The organism is Streptomyces sp. URMC 127 (assembly GCF_051386535.1).
Lineage (GTDB): Bacteria > Actinomycetota > Actinomycetes > Streptomycetales > Streptomycetaceae > Streptomyces.
Genome location: NZ_JBPQTW010000009.1, coordinates 48,186 through 68,582, shown reverse-complemented (window position 1 = coordinate 68,582; position 20,397 = coordinate 48,186). Strand labels below are relative to the sequence as shown.

Annotated in this window: 15 protein-coding genes and 3 pseudogenes; 12 read left to right on the top strand and 6 right to left on the bottom strand. The window is 74.6% G+C overall.

The window, feature by feature from the left end; genetic code table 11:
• Window positions 1-227: 227 nt before the first annotated feature.
• From ACSNOH_RS04445 to ACSNOH_RS04425, 5 genes and pseudogenes are all read left to right on the top strand, one after another.
• The gene (locus tag ACSNOH_RS04445; protein WP_436719847.1) at window positions 228-1,625 is read left to right on the top strand and encodes a CoA transferase; all 1,398 of its coding nucleotides are present in this window, start codon (window positions 228-230) and stop codon (window positions 1,623-1,625) included.
• 59 nt (window positions 1,626-1,684) lie between these two features.
• Entirely contained in the window at window positions 1,685-2,248 is a 564-nt protein-coding gene (locus ACSNOH_RS04440) for a GNAT family N-acetyltransferase (protein ID WP_436719846.1), read from the top strand.
• A gap of 36 nt (window positions 2,249-2,284) precedes the next feature.
• Window positions 2,285-4,308 (top strand): annotated as a pseudogene (locus tag ACSNOH_RS04435) (DUF5107 domain-containing protein).
• 76 nt (window positions 4,309-4,384) lie between these two features.
• Window positions 4,385-4,966, top strand: coding sequence for a TetR/AcrR family transcriptional regulator (locus ACSNOH_RS04430; protein WP_436719845.1), 582 nt, complete (start codon window positions 4,385-4,387; stop codon window positions 4,964-4,966).
• A gap of 99 nt (window positions 4,967-5,065) precedes the next feature.
• Window positions 5,066-5,827, top strand: a complete 762-nt coding sequence (locus ACSNOH_RS04425) for an SDR family NAD(P)-dependent oxidoreductase (RefSeq protein WP_436719844.1) — start codon at window positions 5,066-5,068, stop codon at window positions 5,825-5,827.
• Here the strand turns inward: ACSNOH_RS04425 and ACSNOH_RS04420 are convergent.
• Window positions 5,817-7,196 (bottom strand): amino acid permease, encoded by a 1,380-nt coding sequence (locus ACSNOH_RS04420; RefSeq protein WP_436719843.1) that lies wholly within the window; start codon window positions 7,194-7,196, stop codon window positions 5,817-5,819. The genes ACSNOH_RS04425 and ACSNOH_RS04420 overlap by 11 nt on opposite strands.
• A 396-nt stretch (window positions 7,197-7,592) precedes the next feature.
• On the opposite strand from ACSNOH_RS04420, the gene ACSNOH_RS04415 reads away from it, so the two are divergent.
• Together ACSNOH_RS04415 and ACSNOH_RS04410 are read left to right on the top strand one after the other, a co-directional pair.
• Window positions 7,593-8,801: a pyridoxal phosphate-dependent aminotransferase gene (locus tag ACSNOH_RS04415; RefSeq protein WP_436719842.1), complete on the top strand. Its 1,209-nt coding sequence runs from the start codon at window positions 7,593-7,595 to the stop codon at window positions 8,799-8,801.
• 115 nt (window positions 8,802-8,916) lie between these two features.
• A complete protein-coding gene (locus tag ACSNOH_RS04410; RefSeq protein ID WP_436719841.1) occupies window positions 8,917-9,939 on the top strand; it encodes an MBL fold metallo-hydrolase in 1,023 nt (340 codons plus the stop codon).
• Between the two features lie 30 nt (window positions 9,940-9,969).
• Here ACSNOH_RS04410 and ACSNOH_RS04405 read toward each other — a convergent pair whose 3' ends face one another.
• Window positions 9,970-10,503 (bottom strand): GNAT family N-acetyltransferase, encoded by a 534-nt coding sequence (locus ACSNOH_RS04405; protein ID WP_436719840.1) that lies wholly within the window; start codon window positions 10,501-10,503, stop codon window positions 9,970-9,972.
• Window positions 10,504-10,584: 81 nt separating this feature from the next.
• On the bottom strand, window positions 10,585-11,157 hold the full coding sequence (locus ACSNOH_RS04400) for a TIGR03086 family metal-binding protein (RefSeq protein WP_436719839.1): 573 nt from the start codon (window positions 11,155-11,157) through the stop codon (window positions 10,585-10,587).
• 95 nt (window positions 11,158-11,252) lie between these two features.
• On the opposite strand from ACSNOH_RS04400, the gene ACSNOH_RS04395 reads away from it, so the two are divergent.
• Window positions 11,253-12,773 (top strand): bifunctional phosphatase PAP2/diacylglycerol kinase family protein, encoded by a 1,521-nt coding sequence (locus ACSNOH_RS04395; RefSeq protein WP_436719838.1) that lies wholly within the window; start codon window positions 11,253-11,255, stop codon window positions 12,771-12,773.
• Window positions 12,774-12,834: 61 nt separating this feature from the next.
• Window positions 12,835-13,185 (top strand): VOC family protein, encoded by a 351-nt coding sequence (locus ACSNOH_RS04390; RefSeq protein ID WP_436719837.1) that lies wholly within the window; start codon window positions 12,835-12,837, stop codon window positions 13,183-13,185.
• A gap of 65 nt (window positions 13,186-13,250) precedes the next feature.
• On the opposite strand, the gene ACSNOH_RS04385 is transcribed toward ACSNOH_RS04390, so the two are convergent.
• Window positions 13,251-13,451, bottom strand: coding sequence for a hypothetical protein (locus tag ACSNOH_RS04385; protein WP_436719836.1), 201 nt, complete (start codon window positions 13,449-13,451; stop codon window positions 13,251-13,253).
• Window positions 13,452-13,930: 479 nt separating this feature from the next.
• Here ACSNOH_RS04385 and ACSNOH_RS04380 point away from each other — a divergent pair.
• The 3 genes and pseudogenes from ACSNOH_RS04380 to ACSNOH_RS04370 form a co-directional block, all read left to right on the top strand.
• Window positions 13,931-15,268 (top strand): annotated as a pseudogene (locus ACSNOH_RS04380) (AfsR/SARP family transcriptional regulator); the annotation flags it as partial.
• A 99-nt stretch (window positions 15,269-15,367) separates the two neighbouring features.
• Window positions 15,368-17,161 (top strand): annotated as a pseudogene (locus ACSNOH_RS04375) (BTAD domain-containing putative transcriptional regulator); the annotation flags it as partial.
• Window positions 17,162-17,301: 140 nt separating this feature from the next.
• Window positions 17,302-17,673, top strand: a complete 372-nt coding sequence (locus ACSNOH_RS04370; protein ID WP_436719835.1) for a nuclear transport factor 2 family protein — start codon at window positions 17,302-17,304, stop codon at window positions 17,671-17,673.
• On the opposite strand, the gene ACSNOH_RS04365 is transcribed toward ACSNOH_RS04370, so the two are convergent.
• Both ACSNOH_RS04365 and ACSNOH_RS04360 read right to left on the bottom strand, forming a co-directional pair.
• A complete protein-coding gene (locus ACSNOH_RS04365) occupies window positions 17,663-18,466 on the bottom strand; it encodes a helix-turn-helix domain-containing protein (RefSeq protein ID WP_436719834.1) in 804 nt (267 codons plus the stop codon). The genes ACSNOH_RS04370 and ACSNOH_RS04365 overlap by 11 nt on opposite strands.
• Before the next feature lie 32 nt (window positions 18,467-18,498).
• Window positions 18,499-20,310, bottom strand: a complete 1,812-nt coding sequence (locus ACSNOH_RS04360; protein WP_436719854.1) for a hydroxysqualene dehydroxylase — start codon at window positions 20,308-20,310, stop codon at window positions 18,499-18,501.
• Between the last annotated feature and the right edge of the window lie 87 nt (window positions 20,311-20,397).

The following is a 20,397-nucleotide window of genomic DNA, read 5'->3' as shown; positions in this document are numbered from 1 at the left end:
GCGGTGGTTGCGCGCCGCGGCGGCGATCGGCCTGCCGGCCTGTGCCAAGGCTGGGGCCCGGCCTGGCACCGCCGGTCCGGTGCACGGTGGTTGCTCGCCGTGGCGGCGGAAGGGAATTGCCCGGCACTTGTGCCGACGCTGTCCTCGGTCGGCGCTGCCGGTCCGCCGCAACGGATGGTCGCCGGGGGCACTGGCCCGGCGGGCCGGTTCGGTGACAGACTGAGGACATGATCAACAGCGCCCCCGGCGGAGCCGGTTACGCGTGGGACGCGCTCGGTGGGGAGCCCGGGCTCCTGAGCGCCGTCACCTACGGCGGACCCGGCGGCACACTGCCCTCCCGGCTGCCCGTGCGTGAACTGGCCCGGGCCACCGTCACCGTGGCCGCCCTCGCCGCGGCCGAGCTGGCCGCCGCCCGGCGCGGCGGCGGCCCGCTGCCCGCCGTGCGGGTCGACGACGGCGCCGTCGCCACCGCGTTCGTCAGCGAACGGCACCTGCGCGTCGACGGCCGCGCCGGCGCCACGTTCGCGCCGCTGTCCCGCTTCTGGCGCACCCGCGACGGCTGGGTCCGTACGCACGCCAACTACCCGCACCACCGCGCCCGCCTGACCGAGGCACTCGGCCTGTCCCGTACGGCCGGACAGGACGTCACCCCCGACGACGTCGCCGCCGAACTCGCCCTGCGCGACGCCGAAGAGATCCAGGAGACCGTCAACGCGGCCGGAGGGCTGGCCGTAGCCGTGCGCTCGGCCGCCGCCTGGGCCGCACATCCGCAGGGCGCCGCCGTGACCCGGCGCCCGCTGCTCACCCTGGAGCGCATCGCCGACGGCCCCGTGCGCGTCCTGCCGCCGGACCCCGCGGCGCCCGCGGAGGGCCTGCGCGTGCTGGACCTCACACGTGTCATCGCCGGCCCCGTCGCCACCCGCACCCTCGGCCTGCTCGGCGCGGACGTGCTGCGGATCGACCCGCCGGGCCTGCCGGAGAGCCAGGACGCGCACAACGACACCGGCTTCGGCAAGCGTTCGGCCGTGCTCGACCTCGCGCGCCGCGCCGACCGGGCGGTCTTCGAGGACCTGCTCGCGCGCGCCGACGTCGTCGTGACCGGCTACCGTCCCGGCGCGCTCGACCGCCACGGCCTCTCCCCGGAGGCGCTGGCCGAGCGGCGGCCGGGCCTGGTCGTCGGTCAGCTGAGCGCCTGGGGCACGGACGGGCCCTGGGCCGGGCGGCGCGGCTTCGACAGCCTCGTCCAGGCGGCCTGCGGCATCGCCGTGACCGAGGCCGCCCCCGACGGCACCCCCGGCGCCCTGCCCGCGCAGGCCCTGGACCACGGCACCGGCTACCTCCTCGCGGCCGCCGTCCTGCGCGCGGTCACCGAGCAGCGCACCACCGGCGGCACCCGCCTCGCGCGCCTCTCCCTCGCGCGGACGGCGCACTGGCTCACCTGCGGCCTGCCGCCCGAGGAGGGCGAAGCCGGCGGCACGTACGAGGCGGGCGCCTGGCTCGCCGAGGCCGCCGGCCCGCTCGGCCGCATCACGTACGCGCGGCCGCCGGTGCACGTCGACGGCGCGCCCCGCGACTGGGCGAGGATCCCCGGCCGCTGGGGCACCGACACGCCGGAGTGGTCGTGACGACCCGCGGCGCCACCGGCCCCACCGGCGAAACCCGCGCCGGACCGTACGATGAAGCGGTGCCGGAATGGCTTGCCGAGGGGCCGCGCGTCGCGATCCGCCCCGTGACGCCCGGGGACGGGCCGGAGTTCACCCGCCTGGTCCGGGCCAGCGCGGACCTGCACCATCCGTGGATGGCCATGCCCACCACCGCGGAGGACTTCGCCGCGTACGCCGCCACGCTCGACGGCGAGCAGCGCGTGGGTCTCCTCGTGTGCCTGCGCGAGACCGGCCGCGCCGCGGGCTTCATCAACATCAACAACATCGCGCGCGGCCGTTTCCAGTGCGGCGCGCTCGGCTACGGCGCCTTCGTGCCGGCGGCCGGCCGCGGGCTCATGAGCGAGGGCCTCGGGCTCGTCCTGCGCCACGCCTTCGGCCCGCTGGGCCTGCACCGGCTGGAGGCGAACATCCAGCCGGGCAACGCCGCGTCGATCGCGCTGGTGAAGCGGCACGGCTTCCGCCTGGAGGGCTTCTCCCCGGCGTTCCTCTTCATCGACGGGGCGTGGCGCGACCACGAGCGCTGGGCGATCACGGCCGACATGCTGCCGGGACCGGCCACCAGCAGGACCGGCCACCACGACTGACCATCAGGACCGCCCCCAGGCTTGAGAAAGGTTGCCGTGCCCACGACCATCCGACGAGCCGTACTGTCCCTGCCCGCCGCCCCGCTCGGCGCGGAGAACCCGCTGCCGTCCCTCCGCACGGCCCGGGACGTCCACCGCCTCAGCCCCGCACAGCGCGCGGGCCTGCCCGCCGACATGGCCCGCCAGACGGGCTACGCACCCCTGCGCTCCGTCCTGCCCGTGCGCCGCCGCGACCACTACACCCGCAAGCGCGTCGTCACCGACCTCGACGCGATCGTCATCGAGAACGACCGGCTGCGCGCCACGGTCCTGCCCGGCCTCGGCGGCCGCGTCCACTCCCTCGAACACAAGGCCACGGGCCGGCAGCTCCTCTACGCCAACCCCGTCCTGCAGCCCGCCCACTTCGCCCTCAACGGCGCCTGGTTCTCCGGCGGCATCGAGTGGAACATCGGCGCCACCGGCCACACCCCGCTGTCCGTGGCCCCGCTGCACGCCGCCCGCGTGCCCGCGCCGGGCGGCGGGGAGATGCTGCGCCTGTGGGAGTGGGAGCGGCTGCGCGACCTGCCGTTCCAGGTCGACCTGTGGCTGCCCGGCGGCTCGGACTTCCTCTACGTGGGCGTGCGCATCCGCAACCCCCACCACCGCCCCGCGCCCGTCTACTGGTGGTCCAACATCGCCGTCCCCGAGGAGGAGGGGGCGCGCGTCCTCGCCCCCGCCGAGGCGGCCTGGCGGTTCGGCTACGAGCGCAGCCTGCGCCGGGTCCCGGTGCCCGAGTGGGAGGGCGCGGACCGCACGTACCCGCTGAACAGCACGCACGCCGCCGACTTCTTCTACGACGTGCCCGGCGGGGAGCGCCGCTGGATCGCCTCCCTCGGCGCGGACGGCCGCGGCCTCGTGCAGACCTCGACCGACGTGCTGCGCGGCCGCAAGCTCTTCGTCTGGGGCTCGGGCCGCGGCGGCCGGCGCTGGCAGGAGTGGCTCACGCAGCCCGGCACGGGCGGCTACGCCGAGATCCAGGCCGGGCTCGCCCGCACCCAGCTGGAGCACGTGCCGTTGGAGCCCGGCGGCGAGTTCGCCTGGCTGGAGGCGTACGGCCCGCTGGCGGCGGACCCGGCGGCCGTGCACGGCGCCGACTGGGCGGCTGCCCGCGCCGAGGCGGCGGCCCGGCTCGAAGCGGCCCTGCCCCGGGCCGCGGTGGACGCGGCGTACGCGGAGTGGCGCCCGTACGCCGACGCCGAACCGAAGGAGAGCCTGCACACCGGCTCCGGCTGGGGCGCGCTCGAAGCCGAGCGCGGGCACTACGACCTGCCGGGCACGCCCTTCGCACCGGAGACGCTGGGGGAGGAGCAGGAGCCCTGGCTGCAGTTCCTGCGGACGGGCTCGCACCCCCGCCCGGACCCGGCGCTGCCGCCCCCGCCCTCGCTCGTGTCGCCGCAGTGGCGGGAACTGCTGGAGACGACCGGCGAGGACGACCTCTGCGGCGCCTACCACCTCGGGGTGGGGTCGCCCGCTGGCACGCGGGCGACCGCTCGCAGGCGGTGCGCGCCTGGGAGGGGCGGGCGGAGCGCCTGTGGTTCGTCAAGCGCTGCCTCGCCTTCGCCGACGCCGAGGACGGCCACGCCGAGCGCGCCGCCGACCGCTATCTGGAGGCCTTCGAGGCCGCCCGCGGCGAGCGGCGCGAAGGCGCCTCGTGGACGGCAGCCATGACCGCGCTCGGCGAGGAGGCGGTGGAGGCCCTGCTCGCCGCCGGCCGCGCGGGCGACGCCGCGGCCGTGCTGGACGCCCTGCGCCCCGGCCTGCGCGAGCGCGGCCGCCTCCAGTTGCTCCGGGCCCGGGTGCTGCTCGCCGGGGGCGACGCCGCGGGGGCGCGGGAGATCTTCGACCGCGGCTTCGAGGTGGAGGACCTGCGCGAGGGCGACGAGACCCTCGGCGAGACCTGGTACGCGACCGAGGAGCGGCTGCTGGCCGGCGACGGCCCCGTCACGGCGGAGATCCGCGCCCGGGCGCGCGCGAAGCGGCTGCCCCGGCAGTACGACTTCAGGATGCGGCCGGCTCCGTAACGACGGCCGGGGCCTCGCCGCCTTTCTAGAACGATCGGTCTTGACCGATCGTTCTAGAAAGGGCTACTGTCAACACGTGGCCAGGACCAAGGAATTCGATCCCGACGCCGCGCTCCAGTCAGCCCTTGAGCTGTTCTGGCAGCGCGGCTACGAAGCGACGTCGATGGCCGACCTCGTCGGTCACCTGGGCATCGCCCGGGCGAGTCTCTACGCGACGTTCGGCAGCAAGCGCGACCTCTACCTCAAGGCCCTGGAGCGTTACGGCGACCAGCGCGGCCCCGGCGTCACCGAGGAACTGGCGCGCCCCGGCCCGGCCCTGCCGGCCGTGCGCGCGCTGGTGACCCGCTATGCCGAGGAGGCCGCCGGGGACGAGCTGCGGCGCGGCTGCTTCGTCACCAACACCGCCGTCGAGCTGGCGCCGCACGACCCCGACGCCGCCCGCAGCGTCGAGGACAGCTGGCTCGTCCTGGAGCGGGCGCTCATCTCGGCGCTGACCCGGGCCGCGGAGCAGGGCGAACTGCCCGCCGGCCGCGACCCCGTGGCGCTCGCGCGGATGCTGCTCGTGCTCTTGCAGGGCATGCGCGTCGTCGGCAAGGCCGCGTCCGGCCCGGCGCGGGTGCGGGACGCCGCGGAGCAGGCCCTCGCCCTGCTGGACTGACCACCCCGATCACGGCCCCTCGGATACGGGCCCCCGATCACGGCCGGCCCCCGGCCACAGAACCCACCGACCGTTCTCCGACCGTTCAGGAGTCTCGACATGACCGCACGCTTCACCGGCAAGACCGTCCTCGTCACCGGCGGCGGGACGGGCATCGGCCGGGCCGTCGCCCTCGCCTTCGCCCGGGAAGGCGCGCGCGTCGTCGTCGCGGGCCGCAGGGAGGAGCCCCTGAAGGAGACGGTCGCCTCCGTCGAGGCGGAGGGCGGCGAGGCCTTCGCCGTCACCGCGGACGTCACCCGCTCCGAGGACGTGCGGGCCCTCGTGGAGCAGACGGTGGCCCGCTTCGGCAGCCTCGACGTCGCCGTCAACAACGTGGGCCTGGCCGTACCGCCGGCCAAGGTCGCGGACGTGTCCGAGGAGGACTGGGACCTGATCGTCGCGACCAACCTCAAGGGCGTCTGGCTGTCCATGAAGCACGAGATCGGGCACATGCGCGCCCACGGCGGCGGCGCCGTCGTGAACATCGCGTCCAACCTCGGCGCGCACCGCAGGAAGCCCGGCTTCGGCGCGTACGCGGCCACGAAGGCGGCCGTCTCCGCCCTGAGCCGCAACGCGGCCCTGGACCACATCGGCGAGGGCGTGCGCATCAACGCCGTCAGCCCCGGGGCCGTCGAGACCCCGATGTCCTCGCGCCCCGGCGAGTCCGCGCCGGAGAAGGCCGAGCGGATGCGCCGCGAGGTGCCGGCCGGCCGGGCGGGCACCCCCGACGAGGTCGCGGCCGCCGTGCTGCACGTCGCCTCGGACGAGGCCGGCTACACCGTCGGCGCCGACCTCGTCCTCGACGGCGGCGTCACGGCGTGACGGCCGCCTCCTGCTGAGCCTGCTCCGTGGCGGCGGCCCGCTCACCGGCCTCCGCCGCGGGGCGGCGGGCCGTCAGCCACACGTACACGAGGATGCCCGCGAAGAGGAACAGCACGCCCTGGTAGACGGCCGCGTACCCGGCGCCCGCCACCAGCCAGAAGGAGAAGGCGAAGGCGCCCAGCGCGAGCACCATGTCCCGCGTGAACCGGTCGGCGCGCACCTTCTCGCGCCGCCCCGTCAGCAGGAAGTACACCTGCGCGGCCGCGGCCAGCAGGTAGGGGACCGTCGCGGAGAACGTCGTGATCAGGACCAGGATCTCGAAGACCCCGCCCACGCCCGAGGTGTAGTTCACGACGGTCAGGCCCGTGGCGAGCACCGTGGCGGCGAGCACGCCGAACGTCGGCACGCCGCGCTTCTTCTTCCCGAACGCGGCCGGGAACAGCCCGTCCTTCGCGGCGGCGTACGGGGCCTGGGCGCTCATCAGCGTCCAGCCGTTGAGGGCGCCCACGATGCTGATCACCGCGCAGGCGGCGATCAGCATGCCGCCCCAGTGGCCGCCGAACATCACGTCGACGGCGTCGGAGAACGGGGCCGTCGACTCGACCAGCTTGTCGTGCCGGACGGTGCCGAAGACCGAGACGGTGCCCAGCAGGTAGACCAGCGCGGCGCCCACGGTGCCCAGGACGCTCGCGCGCCCCACGTTGCGCTCCGGGTCGCGCACCTCGCCCGCGCTCATCGCGGCGGACTCCACGCCCACGTACGAGTAGAGCAGGATCGCGGCCGACGCCGTCAGCCCGCCGGTCCAGTTGCCGTCGGCGGTCGTGAACGAGCCGAGGTTGTCCGGGTCGAAGAAGAACAGGCCGACCACCGCGACGAACAGCAGCGGTACGAACTTCATCACCGTGGAGATCATCTGGACGGCGCCCACCCAGCGCGTGCCGGCCAGGTTCGCGAGCGCCGGCAGCCAGAGCATGGCCAGCGCCATGGCCAGGTCCCCCGCCATGGAGCCCTTGCCGGTGATCACGTGCAGATAGCCGACGCCGGCCACCGCGAGGGCCGCGTTGCTCACCCACGTCATGGTCCAGAACGACCACGCGGACAGGAAGCCGGCGAAGTCGCCGAAGGCCTCGCGCGCGTAGACGTACGGGCCGCCGGTGCGCGGATGGCGCTGCGCGAGCCGGCCGAAGACGAGCGCCAGGGCGATGGCGCCGGCGGTCAGGACGCCGAACGCCAGCAGGCTGACCGTGCCGAAGGGGGCGACGGACGCGGGCAGCAGGAAGATGCCGCCGCCGATGATGTTGCCCATGACCAGGGCAGTGGCGGTCGGGAGGCCGAAACGGCGGGTGTGCGTGCCGTCGGTGTCGTGCATGAGGGGGTGTGCCTCTCGGTCCAGCGGGCAGGTTCGCCAGGATGTGCGACACGACATGGTGACCGGAGCCGAGCCGTCCGCAAAATCCTTTGTTTTTGTCCCGCCGCCCCCGCCCGGCCACCGGAAAACCGGCTGCGATCGGGCGCCCCGGCCGTGATTCGTCCACCCGTGGTCATCCGGCGCGTCGCGTCGGCGTCACCCTTCGTCCGCCCGGCGTCCCCCTTCGTCGGTTCACCGTCACCCGCCCGCCCGTGTCGCCGTCACCTGCCCGCCCGTGTCGCCCCGCTCCGCACCCCGTGATCTGCCAAGGTGGACGGGGGCGGCAGCGGGCGGCCCCGGGGCCGGACAGGTGCTGCCGCCCGGTGCGGACGGCGCGGCGGTCGGAGGTACGGACGGATGCAGCCCAGCTTTCCCGCGCTCCCGGCCGGCACCGCGCCCGAGCGCGGCCTGCCCGTCCTGCCGGAGCTCGCCGCGCGCCTCGCGGAGGCCTCCCGGGACAGCGCGCCCGAACCGGTCGGCGGCGGCCCCGCCCTGCGCGCCGCCGCCTGCGGCTACTGGGCCCGGCGCGGCCTGCCGACCGTCCCCGAGCACGTCCTCGCCGCCCCCGGGGCGCAGCCTCTGCTGCTCGCGGTCCTCGCGGGCGCCGGCGGCGACGTCCTCCTCACCCGCCCCTGCGCCGCCTGGTACCCGCCGCTCGCCCGGATCGCCGGGCGCCCCACCTACCACGTGCCGGTGCCCGCCGAGTGCGGCGGCGTGCCCGACCCCTTCGCCCTGCTGGAGACCGTGCACCGGATCCGCGCCGAGGGCGGCAGGCCGCGCGTCCTCGTCCTGTCGCCCGCCGACGACCCCACGGGCTCGCTCACCCCGCCGGAGCTGCTGCACGAGGTGTGCGAGGCGGCAGCCGGCGAGGAGCTGACGATCGTCAGCGACGAGACCTGGCGCGACATGCGCCACGACCCCGGCGGCACGGTCTTCCTCGGCCCGGCCGAGATGTGGCCCGACCACGTCGTCGTCCTCACCGATCTGGCCGGCGGCCTCCTCCCCACGGCCTGGCCCGCCGCCGCGGCCCGCTTCCCCGCCGGGGGGCGCGGCCCCGTCCTGAGGGCGCGCGTCACGACGGCGCTCGCCGCCGTACGGGCCGAGCTGACCCCGCCCGTCGCCGCGGCCGCCGCGTACGCCCTGGACGAGCCGGAGCCCGTCCGTGCCCGCGCCACCGCGGCCACGCGGCTGTACGGGGCGCTCGCCCGCGCCGCGCGCGAGCGGCTCACCGCGGCCGGCGTGCTGAGCCGGCCCCCGCAGGCCGGCCCCTACCTCTACGCCGACCTCGGCGAGCTCCGCGCCCCGCTCGCCGCCCGCGCCATCACCGACTCCGTGGAACTGGAGGCACACCTCAGCACCGCCCTCGGCCGCCCCGTGCCCGGCGGCCACCGCTTCGGCGACGCGCCCGACGCCCTGCGGGTGCGCATCTCCACGCCGCCGCTCCTCGGCACCACCGACGAGGAGCGGCAGCGCGCCCTGGACTCCCCGGACCCGCTGGCCGCCCCGGGCGTCGGCGACGCACTGACCGGTTTCGGATCGGCCTTCGCCCGGCTCGCGGGCGGCTGACCTACCGTCGGTCTGTCATGCGCCGTCCCCGCCTCGTCAGCCGTCCGCCGCCGGCCGGTTCCGCCCCGTACTGCGCGATGCAGCGATTCGCGATGCAGCGATTGGAGCCCCCTCGATGACCGAACAGACCGAGCGTCCCGTCGCCGGGCCGCGCCGCCCGGCCGCGCCGCGCCCGCTCGGCGAGCACCGCCTCTGGCCCCGGACGTTCACCGACCGGCTCACCGCGCCCCTGCCCGGCGTCCGCGCCCTCGCCCGGCTGGCCCGCGAAGGCAGACTGCGCCCGCGGGCCGAGGCGCTGCGCGACGTCGCCGCCCTGCCGGTCGCCCCCGGCCCGCTGCCCGCCGTCGACGCCCGCACGACCGCGGTCACCTGGGCCGGGCACGCCAGCTGGGTCCTGCACATCGGCGGTCTCACGATCCTCACCGACCCCGTCTGGTCGCGCAGAATCCTCGGCACTCCGCCCCGGCTCACCCCCGTGGGCGTCCGCTGGGAGGACCTGCCGCGGATCGACGCGGTCCTCATCAGCCACAACCACTACGACCACCTCGACGCGCCCACCCTCAAGCGGCTGCCCCGCGACACCCCCCTGCTCCTGCCCGCCGGGCTGGCCCGCTGGGCCCGGCGGCGCCGCTTCACCAGCGTCACCGAGCTCGACTGGTGGGAGGCGGTCGAGCTCCCCGGCCCGGCCGGGCCCGTCCGCTGCGAGTTCGTCCCCGCCCACCACTGGAGCAAGCGCACCCTCACCGACACCTGCCGGTCGCTGTGGGGCGGCTGGGTGCTCACCGCGCCGGACGGGCAGCGCGTCTACTTCGCGGGGGACACCGGCTACGGGCACTGGTTCGAGCGCATCGGCCACCGCTTCGGCGGCATCGACCTCGCCCTGCTGCCCATCGGTGCCTACGAGCCGCGCTGGATGCTCGGCACGGTCCACACCGACCCGGAGGAGGCCGTCGCCGCGTGCCAGGACCTCGGCGCCCGCATGATGGCCCCCATGCACTGGTCCACCTTCATCCTCTCGGCCGAGCCCCCGCTGGAGCCCCTGCACCGGGTCCGCGCGGCCTGGGAGGCGGCGGGGCGGCCGCGCGAGGACCTGTGGGACCTGCCGGTGGGCGGCTCGCGGGTGCTGCCGCCCCGCTGACCCCTCCCGGGACGCCGCACTCTGCGCCCCTCACGGGCGCGCGTCCAGGACGTGGACACAGACCGGGACCCGGTACTCCGGATGGGTCGTCTCCCGCTCGCGCCGCATCCCCAGCTTGCGCATGACCGCCGCCGAGGCGTCGTTGCCCGTGGTGTGCACGCTGACGACCCGGGCCAGGCCGCGGTCGCGGAACGCGAAGTCCAGGACGGCGCGGGCGGCCTCGGTGGCCAGGCCGCGCCCCCAGAAGGGCCGGCCGAGCCGCCAGCCGATCTCCACGGCCGGGAGGATCTCGGGCAGGTAGAAGGGCACGGACAGGCCCGCGAAACCGGCCAGCCGGCGCGACTGGCGGACCTCGACGGCGAACAGCCCCACCCCGCGCTCCTCCCACTCCCGCTCCCAGGACGCGATCGCCGCCGAGGTCCGCTCCCGGTCCTGCACCGAGCCGTCCCCGACCCAGCGCATCACCTCGGGGTCGGCGTTGATGGCGGCCATCGGTTCCAGGTCGTCCGCGCGCCAGCGGCGCAGCGTCAGGCGGGGCGTCAGCAGCGTCAAGGGGGAGGCCATGCGGGCATCCTGCCCAGTGCCGCGGCGATTACCCGAACGGGCGGCTCACCGGTGCACTCCCGTCTCCCGCGACCCGCGCTGTCAGACCCGGCGTCCCAGCAGCGCGAGCAGCCGGGTCTGCTCGTCGGCGCCGGACGGCGGCTCCACCGGTTCGGCGAACAGGCCCGTGCCCGCGAGGTCGCCGATGTACGGCTCGACTTCGCTGCGGGTCAGGTCGACCAGCGGCTTCGGCAGCCGCTCGTCCGCGCCGATCGCGCGGGCCAGGTCCCACGCGTGGACGACCGCGTCCGCCGTCATCTGCGAGCAGTACGCGCGGGCGGACGACGGCCCGGAGGACAGCTCCACCGTCCTGCCGAGCGCGCCGGGCGCTGCGAACGCCTTGCGCGCCGCGGCCGCCGCCGCGTCCCACACGGCCACCGGGTCCTCACCCAGCTGGTCGCCGTCCAGCGAGTCGCCGACGTCGTCGATGGACGAGCCGTCCAGCAGCGGCGGCACCCACAGCTGTTCGACGGCAAGGTGGTTGACGAGGTCGCGCACGGACCACTCGGTGCAGGGCGTCGGCTCGTCCCACTGGCCGGGGCGGATGGCGTGCACGCGCTCGGTGAACAGTCCGAGCGCTTCCTTGTGCCGGGTGAGCAGCGTGGCATCGGTCATGCGGCCATTGTCGGCGCGGGGCGTGCGGGCGGCTACTCCCCGCCTCCGGCGCCGGCACCCGGAATCGGGCGCCGCCGGCGGGGTACACGTGCGCCATGCGGAAGATCGTGAGCTCCTGGGACCGGGCCGCGTTCGACGCGGTCGCCGCGCACCACTGGCCGGGCGGCGACCGCGTGCTGCCCCGCCTGTCGCGCAGCGCCGACCACGGGCTGCTGTGGTTCGGCCTGGCGGCGGGCGCGGCCCTGGCCGGAGGCCGCCCCGCGCGCCGTGCCGCCCTGCGCGGCGCCGCGTCCCTGGCGGTCGCCTCCGCGGCCGTGAACACGCTCGGCAAGCGGTCGGTGCGGCGCCTGCGCCCGGTCCTGGACGCCGTGCCCGCGGTGCGGCGGCTGGCCCGGCAGCCGATCACCACGTCGTTCCCCTCGGGCCACTCGGCGTCGGCCGTCGCCTTCGCGACGGGCGTCGCTCTGGAGAACCCGGCGTGGGGGCTGGCCCTCGCCCCGCTGGCCGCGTCGGTGTGCTTCTCGCGCGTCTACACCGGTGTCCACTATCCGGGTGACGTGCTCGCGGGCGCCGTGCTGGGCGCGGGCGCCGCCTTCGCCGTCCGCGGCATCGCCCCCACCCGCGCGCAGCTCGCGCCCCCGGCCCGGCCGCGGGCCGACGCCCCGGCGCTGCCGCGCGGCGAGGGGCTGGTGGTGGTCGTGAACGCCGGGTCCGGGCCGCGGGCCGTGGCCCGCCCCGACGTGGTGCAGGCCGTGCGCGCGGCCCTGCCCCGCGCGGAGGTCGTCGCGTACGGCTCGAACAGCGACGACGGGGCGGAGGGTCCAGGTCCATATGGTCCGGACGGGGGAGAGGACCTCGGGAAGACCCTGGAGGCGGCCGCCCTCCGGGCCCGGGAACGGGGCGGCGCCCTCGGCGTGTTCGGCGGCGACGGCACCGTCAACGCCGCGGCCGTCACGGCCCGCCGGCACGGGCTGCCCCTGGCCGTCCTGCCGGGCGGCACGTACAACCACTTCGCCTACGACCTGGGCATCGAGTCCCTGGCGGACGCCTGCCGGGCCGTGGAGGCCGGCGAGGCGGTGGCCGTCGACATGGTGCGGCTGCGCACGGGAACGGGCGCCGACGCCGGCTGGTTCCTCAACACCTTCAGCATCGGCGCCTACCCGGAGCTGGTGCGCCTGCGCGAACGGTGGGCCCCGCGCATCGGCGCCTGGCCCGCAGGGGTGCTGGCGGCGGTGCACGTCCTGCGCACGGCGCGCCCCGTCCGCCTGCGGGTGGACGGCAGGCGCCGCAGCCTGTGGATGCTCTTCGCCGGCAATTGCACGTACCGCGGCCTGGGCCTCACCCCCGTACGGCGGCACGACCTGGCGGACGGCGTCCTCGACGTCCGCACCGTCTCGGGCGGCCCGCTGGCCCGCACCCGGCTGCTCGCGGCGGCCCTCGCGGGCGACCTGAAGCACTCGCCGGTGCTGCGGACGGCCCGGGTGCGGAGCCTGCGGATCAGCGGCATCGGCCCGGGCACGCACCTGGCCCGCGACGGGGAAATCGCCCTCGCGCCCGAGGTGCTGACGCTGAAGAAGGAGAACGAGGCGCTGGTGGTCTACCGCAACATGCCCTGAACTCCCGTGCCGCGCGTGAAGCGCCCCGCATCGCCCGGCGGCTCCAACTAGCCTTGTCCCCATGAACATTCTGGGGACCTCGCTGCGGGTGTGTGTCGATGATCTCGACCATGCGATCGATGTCTACGAACGCCTGACCGGCGCCGAAGCGCTGCGCTTCCACCGCGGCGGCGTCGCGGTGGCCGCGGTCGGGTGCTTCTTCCTCATGAGTGGCCCGGAGAGGGAGCTGTCCATCCTCCGGAAGATCACCGCGACGATCGCCGTCACGGACGTCGACGAGGCGCTGGCCGACCTCGCGGCGGTGGGCGCCCACATCATCGCGGGCCCGGTCCCCACCCCCATCGGTCGCAACGTGGTGGCCCGCCACCCGGACGGCTCGGTCTTCGAATACGTCGACCGCAAACAGCCCTGAGGCACCGGCGTGCCGGCCCGGCGGCCCCTCGTCGAAAGGGAGACCGCCGGGCCGGTGAACCTGCCTCAGAGTGTGGTTGAGCCGGTCACGTAGTAGAGGGCGTACAGCACGCCCGGGAGGGCCGTGATCAGCCCTCCGATGGCCGCGATCACCACGGGCAGGCGGCGGGTGGCCCGCAGGACCCGGGCGAGGTAGCCGACCAGGACGAAGAAGGCCAGGGCGACGACGACCCCGGCCGGAAGCCACACGGACGGATTCGGATGCATCTCAGCGCTCTCCTTGCGACAGTGCCAGTCCGACGTCCCGGCGCGGAGTGGAGGCACGGCCCCGTGCGGCTCTTGGTAGGGAGAGCCGGGACCGCGCGCCACGGCGCGACGAGTGTTCAGACGGTAGCCCAAACGGCAGTCGTCGAGCCAGAGTTGACGGCAGAAAGGGCCAACTTGTCGTGAGGAAAAGTCTGTTGGCATATGCCGTGAGGGAGGCGCAGCAGTCTCATCAAGTGTGCGACACGCAAAGGAAATGACAGGGAGACCCGGGCTACCACCCCCGGGACATCCCTGCCCGAAGCCAACGCGGACTGGCACATCGCACGAGGCTTACCGACGATAGTGGCAGGTGCCGATAAACAGCGGAGAAACGCCGGGCAAGGGTCACATCCCAACTTCACTCTGCGCTCACTTAACGATGGCTGAACGGACTGCTACCGTGAAAGCAGCCCGGGCACACGGCGGTGTTGGAGCGGGGGATGAGATTGCCGGTTCTTCGGTTCGGTCTCCTGGGTCCCGTCACGGCCACGCACGACGGCTGCCCCGTCTCCCTGGGCCCGCCGCAGCGCCGCGCGGTTCTCGCCTGCCTCCTCCTCGCCCGCGGGCGCGCCGTCACCGTGGCCGCGTTGAAGGAGATGCTCTGGTCGGATGCCGCTCCCGCCTCCGCGACCAATGCGATCCAGGGCCATGTGCACCACCTCCGCAGGAGGTTCAACGCGCTGGTGCCCGAGCCGCTCCTGATCACCCACCCCGGGCAGCCACCGGACCGGGTCAGCTATACGCTGCGCGCCGACGCGGGCAGCGTCGACCTCCTGCGCTTCGAATCCCTGGTGTGGGAGGGCGAGGTGGCGGCGTCCCACGGCGACCGCGCACGGGCTGTCGAACGCTTTGACGAGGCACTCGCCCTGTGGCGCGGCGAACCGCTCGCGGACCTCGACTCGGAGCACTTCCGGGCAGTGCGGAGAGAGATGGAGGAGCTCCGGGCGGACGTGGAACGGCGCCGCACCACCGCCGTGCGGACCGTGGCATGGACGCTGCCGTCGGCCCCGCCCCCTGCTCGGTCACCGATCCCCGAGCCGAGGCTGCCTGCGGAGCCCCTGCCCTTGCCTTCCGCCGCCGGAGAGCCCGCCGGGGGCGGCAGCGGGGAACGAGCCGAAGCGAAGGGAGCGCGAGGCCCGCGGGCCGAAGCGCGGGTCCTCGGCCCGCTGGAACTGATCGTCGACGGTGTCGACGTCACTCCGGCAGCCGTCCGGCGGCGCGCTCTGCTCGCCTCGCTCCTGCGGCAGCCCGGACAGGTCGTCACCACCGAGACGCTCATCGAGGACATCTGGGGCGACGAGGCGTCCGCCGGCGCCCCGGCACAGCTCCAGAACCACGTGCACCTGCTGCGCAAGCGGATCGACCAGGCAGCCGGCCCAGGGGCGGGCAAGCGGATCCTGGAGTGGAAGCCGGCGGGCTACGCGCTCAACGTCGAGGCGACGGACCGCGACCGGTTCGTCGCCCTCCTGGACGAGGCACGCCGCGCGTTCCTCGACACGGCTCACGCACGGGCCCGGGACCTGGCGGCACAGGCACTCGCACTGTCCAGAGGGGCACCGTTCGCCGGAGTGCCGCTCAGCAGCCCCCGCATGGTGGCCGCGGCACGGATGCTGGAGGACCAGCGCTACGAAACACTGCGCCTGAAGACCGAGGCACAGATCCGGCTGGGGGAGTCCTCCCATGTCGTCCCCGAACTGCGGCGCATCGTCGAGAGTGAACGCCCCGAGGACGAAGGTTTCCTGCGGCTGCTGATCACCGCACTCGAACGGTCCGGCCGCACGACCGAGGCCCGGAGCCTGGCCGGACGGCTGCCGCAGCAACGGCACGAGGACGTCCCGCGGCCGTACGACGACCATGCGGAAGCGGCCGGCGGGATCATCCGTCCGCGTCCGGACGCCGTACGGTCCGCCCGTGCAGAGGAGCACCAGCTCCGCTTCGAAGTACTCGGCCCTGTGCAGGTTCAGTACGGCGACGCGGCCGTGAATACCGGATCACCGCAGCAAAGGGGGATACTGGCCTGCCTGCTGCTGAGGGCCGGGCACACCGTCACCGCCCCCGAGCTCATCCACGCGCTCTGGGGCGACGAGCCTCCGCACGCCGCGCTGGCCGCGGTGCGCACCTATGCCTCCCGCCTGCGCAAGGCTCTCCTCCGGCCCGACGTCCTCGTCAGCGAATCCGGCGGGTACGCCCTGCGCCTCGGCGACAGCTGGTTCGACCTGGATTCCGTACAGAACTGGGCAGCCGAGGCGGAGCGGGCTCGCAAGGCAGGAGACCGCATCAGCGCACTGACCTCGCTCGACAGGGCCCTGGGCCTGTGGCGGGGCGAACCCCTCGCCGGGCTGCCCGGGCCGTACGCGGAAGAGCAGCGTTCACGGCTGGTGGAGTGGCGGCTCCAGCTCGTGGAGGTCCGGTGCGAGCTGATGCTGGAGCTGGGCCGCCACGCGGAGGTCGTTACGGACCTGACCGCCCTCACCGCGGCCCACCCGCTGCGTGAACGCCTGCGGGAACTGCTCATGCTCGCGCTCTACCGCAGCGGCCGGCAGGCCGAGGCGCTCGCCGTGTACGCCGACACGCGCCGGTTACTCGCGGAAGAGCTGGGCGTCGATCCCCGGCCGGAGCTGTCCGCGTTGCAGATGCGCATTCTCCAGGCCGACGTGGAGCCGGCCCATTCGGTGGAATCCGCACATCCACTGCTCGTACGGCCGTCCCAGCTTCCGGCGGACATCGGTGACTTCGTCGGGCACGACGAGACGCTCCGGCGGATCGGCGCCCATCTGTCCGCAGGCGCGGGCGCCTGGATGAAGACCGCAGTCGTCACCGGCATCGGCGGCGTCGGCAAGACCTCCCTGGCGTTGCGCGCGGCCCACAGCGTCCGGCACGAGTTCCCGGACGGCCAGTTGTACGCCGACCTCGGCGGCGCAGGTCCGCAGCCCGCGGAACCCGAGACGGTACTGGGCTCCTTCCTGCGTGCCCTGGGCATGCCCGGCAGCACCATCCCCGACGGTGCCGAGGAACGGTCCGCTCTCTTCCGGTCCGTCCTCGACGGTCACCGGATGCTGATCGTGCTGGACAACGCGTACGACCCCGATCAGGTGCGTCCGCTCCTGCCCGCCGCACGGGGCTGTGCCGCCCTCGTGACCAGCCGCGCCCGCATGCCCGATCTTCCGAACGCGTACCCCGTCGACCTTGCTGTGCTGAGCCCGCAGGAGGCGCTCCGGCTCTTTTCCGGGATCGTGGGCCGCCGGCGTGTGGAGGCGGAACCCGAGGCGGCCATGGAGGTGGTGACCGCGTGTGGTTTCCTCCCCTTCGCGATCCGCCTCGCCGCGAGCCGCCTCGCGGTCCGGCGTACATGGACGGTCACCGTACTGGCCCTAAGGCTGAGGGACGAACATCGCCGCCTGAGTGAGCTGCAGGCCGGGGACCTGAGCGTGGAAGACGTCTTCGCGTCGTCCTACCGGCAGCTGACCCCCGCGCAAGCCCGCGCCTTCCGCCTGCTGGGACTGGCAGCAGGCCCGGATATCCCGCTGGCCGACGCGTCCGCGCTCCTCGGTGCGGATGAGGGCACCACGGCAGAGCTGCTCGATTCGCTCGCGGACCGGAGTCTCCTGGAGTCACCGGCTCCCGGCCGTTACCGCATGCACCCACTGCTGCACACGTACGCGCGCGCGTGCCATTACTCCGGCAGTAATCGCCCCGCCTCCCCGCTCCCGGCACAGTAGGTCCCGCCGGGCACCGGGCCGGCGCACTCCGGTCCGGTGCCCGGGCCGGGCTGTTCCCGGTGAGGGATTCTCGACGAGTGAGGGAGTACGTCATGACGACGCAGTACGAGGCCGCTGTCGCCCGTTACTTCGAGGCGTGGAACGCCGGCGGGGCCGAGGAGCTCGCCGAGGCCGTCGCCGCCGCGTGGGCCGAGGACGGGTCCTACACCGACCCGCTGGCCGACGTCCGCGGGCACGAGGGCATCGCGGCCGTCATCGCCGGGGCGCAGGAGCAGTTCCCCGGGTTCGCGTTCCGGCAGGCCGGCACGGCCGAGGGGCACCACGGCGTGGCGCGGTTCCGGTGGGAGCTGGTGTCCCTCGCCGACGGGTCCGCCCCCGTGGCCGGGTCCGATGTGATCACGCTGGACGGGGACGGCCGGATCCGGACCGTAACCGGGTTCCTCGACCGTGTTCCTACGGCGTGAGGGAGCCCAGCAGGCGCGCGGTCGCGGGGTCGGCCGGGAGGAACGTCTCCACCGCCAGTTCCGAGACCGTCACGTCCATCGGGGTGTTGAACGTCGCGATGGCCGACACGAAGGAGAGGGTGCGGCCCGCGTGGTCGATGATCAGGGGGAGGGCGAAGGGGACCTCGCTCTCCTTCCCGGCCCGTTCCTCGCCGGTGCCTTCCGGGAGCGGGTACGCGCTCACCTCGTCGTAGAGGGCCCGCAGGGGAGCGGACCGCATCAGGGCCAGTTGCCGTTCCATCTGGTGCAGCAGGTGGCCCCGCCACTCGCGGTAATTGCGGATGCGGGGCGCCAGGCCCGCCGGGTGCATGGTCAGCCGCATGGCGTTGAGCGGCGGGGCGAGCAGGGACGGGGCGACGCCCTCCAGGAGCGCCGCGATGCCCCGGTTGGCGGCCAGCACCTCGTACGTGCCGTCGACGACGAGCGCGGGGAACGGCTCGTAGGACGCCAGCAGCCGCTCCAGGCCCTCGCGCAGCCCGCTCAGCGCAGGGTCGTCCAGGGGCCGTTCCGGGTAGGCGGGGGCGTGCCCCGCGGCGACCAGCAGGGCGTTCCGCTCCCGGACGGGCACGTCGAGGTGGTCCGCGAGGCGCAGGACCATCTCCCGGCTGGGCCGGGAGCGGCCCGTCTCGATGAAGCTGATGTGCCGGGCGGAGGAGTCGGCGCGCAGGGCGAGCTCCAGCTGGCTGATCCGGCGCCGTTCCCGCCACTGCCTGAGCAGCGGGCCCACCCCGGGGGCGTCCACGACAGTCGTCATGAGCCGACCGTAGCGCGCCGCCCCCGGCGCGCTCAGCCCAGGTCGAAGGCGTTGGGCAGCCCCAGCCGGTAGCGGACCGCGTCCTCGCTCTTCGGCAGCTCCAGCTCCGGCGCCCGGTAGAGCGGGGTGACCGTGCACCGGTCGGCACGCGAACCCGTCTCGTCCAGCAGGGCGTTGACCGCCGCCCGCGCCGACGCGTTGGCGCCCTCCATGGTGGCCAGGTCGATGTCGGTGGCCACGTAGTCCCCGCACAGGAAGAGGTTGGGGATCGCCGTACGCGCCGAAGGGCGGTTGTACCAGGTGCCGGTGGGGTGGATGAGGAGCTGTTCGTCGTTGACCGGCCGCGGTCCGCCGATCTCCACGGCCGGGTCCAGGAACCACGAGTGGATCTTCGCGTCGCTCAGCACCGTGCGCCCGGTGTCGTTGAGCCCCGCCTTCATCTGCGCCCACACCTCGCGCGCGACCTCCTCGCGCGTGCACTGCTTGGCGGTCTTGCCGTAGAGGATGCCGGGCTTGTCCCACTCGGAGACGTCGACGGAGAGGCAGTCGGCGACGGTGCCGTCCCCGTAGTCGGTCCGGAAGTCGCGCCGGGACCAGTACTGCGCCTGCCCCACGCAGGTGATCGACCAGGGGGAGTCGATGTGGTTGATGTGGCCGTGGAGGATGGGCGTCGGCTCCGTCAGATAGAACTGGATGCCCGTCATCCAGTCCGTCTGTAGCTTGTCGCAGCGCGCCAGTTGCGGATCGGCGGCCCGTACCTGCGCGTTCCACGTCGTACGGGCGTGCTCGACGGGCATCGCCGAGACGAAGTGGTCGGCGGTCACGGACCGCTTCGCGCCGGACGCGTCCTGCAGCACCGCCTCGGTGATCCGGCCCCCGGAGATCCGCAGGTCCCGTACGGCCGAGCCGATCTCGAAGGCGACGCCCAGGGAGCGCAGGTGCGCGGTCCACGGGTCGATCCACGCCTCGTTGGTGGGCGCGTCAAGCACCCGGTCCGGCTCGCCGTCCGCACCCCGGCCCAGCGCGTTGAAGAGGAACGCCTCCACGCACGTCGACACGGTCTTGGTGCTGGCCACCTCCGCCTTGGTCGCCACGATGTTACGGGTGATGCCGATGGCCAGCAGCCGCTGGTAGTTCGGCGACATCCGCGCGGCACGGATGAACTCCCACCACGGGGTGCGCTCCCACTGCCCCGTGCGCCGCGCGTCGCAGCTGGTGAGCCAGACGAGCAGCCGGCTGACGAAATAGGCGGTCTCGTGCACGGGGATGTTGCCGAACGCGTCGAGGAAGCCGGTCAGCGCGCGGCGCAGGGCGTCCGGGGTGAGCAGCGGCGGCGGCTTGCCGACCGAGCGGAAGGGCAGCCGGATGTCCTCGTGGCCGATCCGGGCCAGCATCACCTCGGTCGACGCGACGAGGTTGTCGTGGCAGCCGTTCGCGTTGCCGGGGAAGGGGATGCGGCGCAGCGTGTCCGGGAGGTTGCGGTAGAAGCCGGGGATGAAACGGAAGCCGTGCTCGCCGGGCAGCGGCTTGCGGCCGCCCCGCGCGCTGCCGGGCACGTCCATGCTGCGGGCCTTGCCGCCCGGCGCCTTCTTCTCGTACACCGTCACCCGGAAGCCACGCTCGGCGAGTTCGTGTGCCGCGGTGAGCCCCGCGACGCCGCCGCCGAGGACGGCGACGCTCGGCGCGCCGGAGCCGCGCGCGCGGCCCGTCCCGGCGGGTCTGGCGCGCGGGGCCGCCGCCGCGGCCGGTCCGCCGAGCGCCGCCGTGCCCGCCGCGGCGGCGACGGCCGCGGCACCTCCGATGAATCCCCTGCGCGTGCTGCCCGTACCGTCCGTACCGTCCATGCCCGGCCCCCTGGCGTCGGCGACGTCCTTCACGTCCGGCGCAGGAGTGTAGGAGCGTCACCTACGGCCCGGTAGCACTTGCCCGGC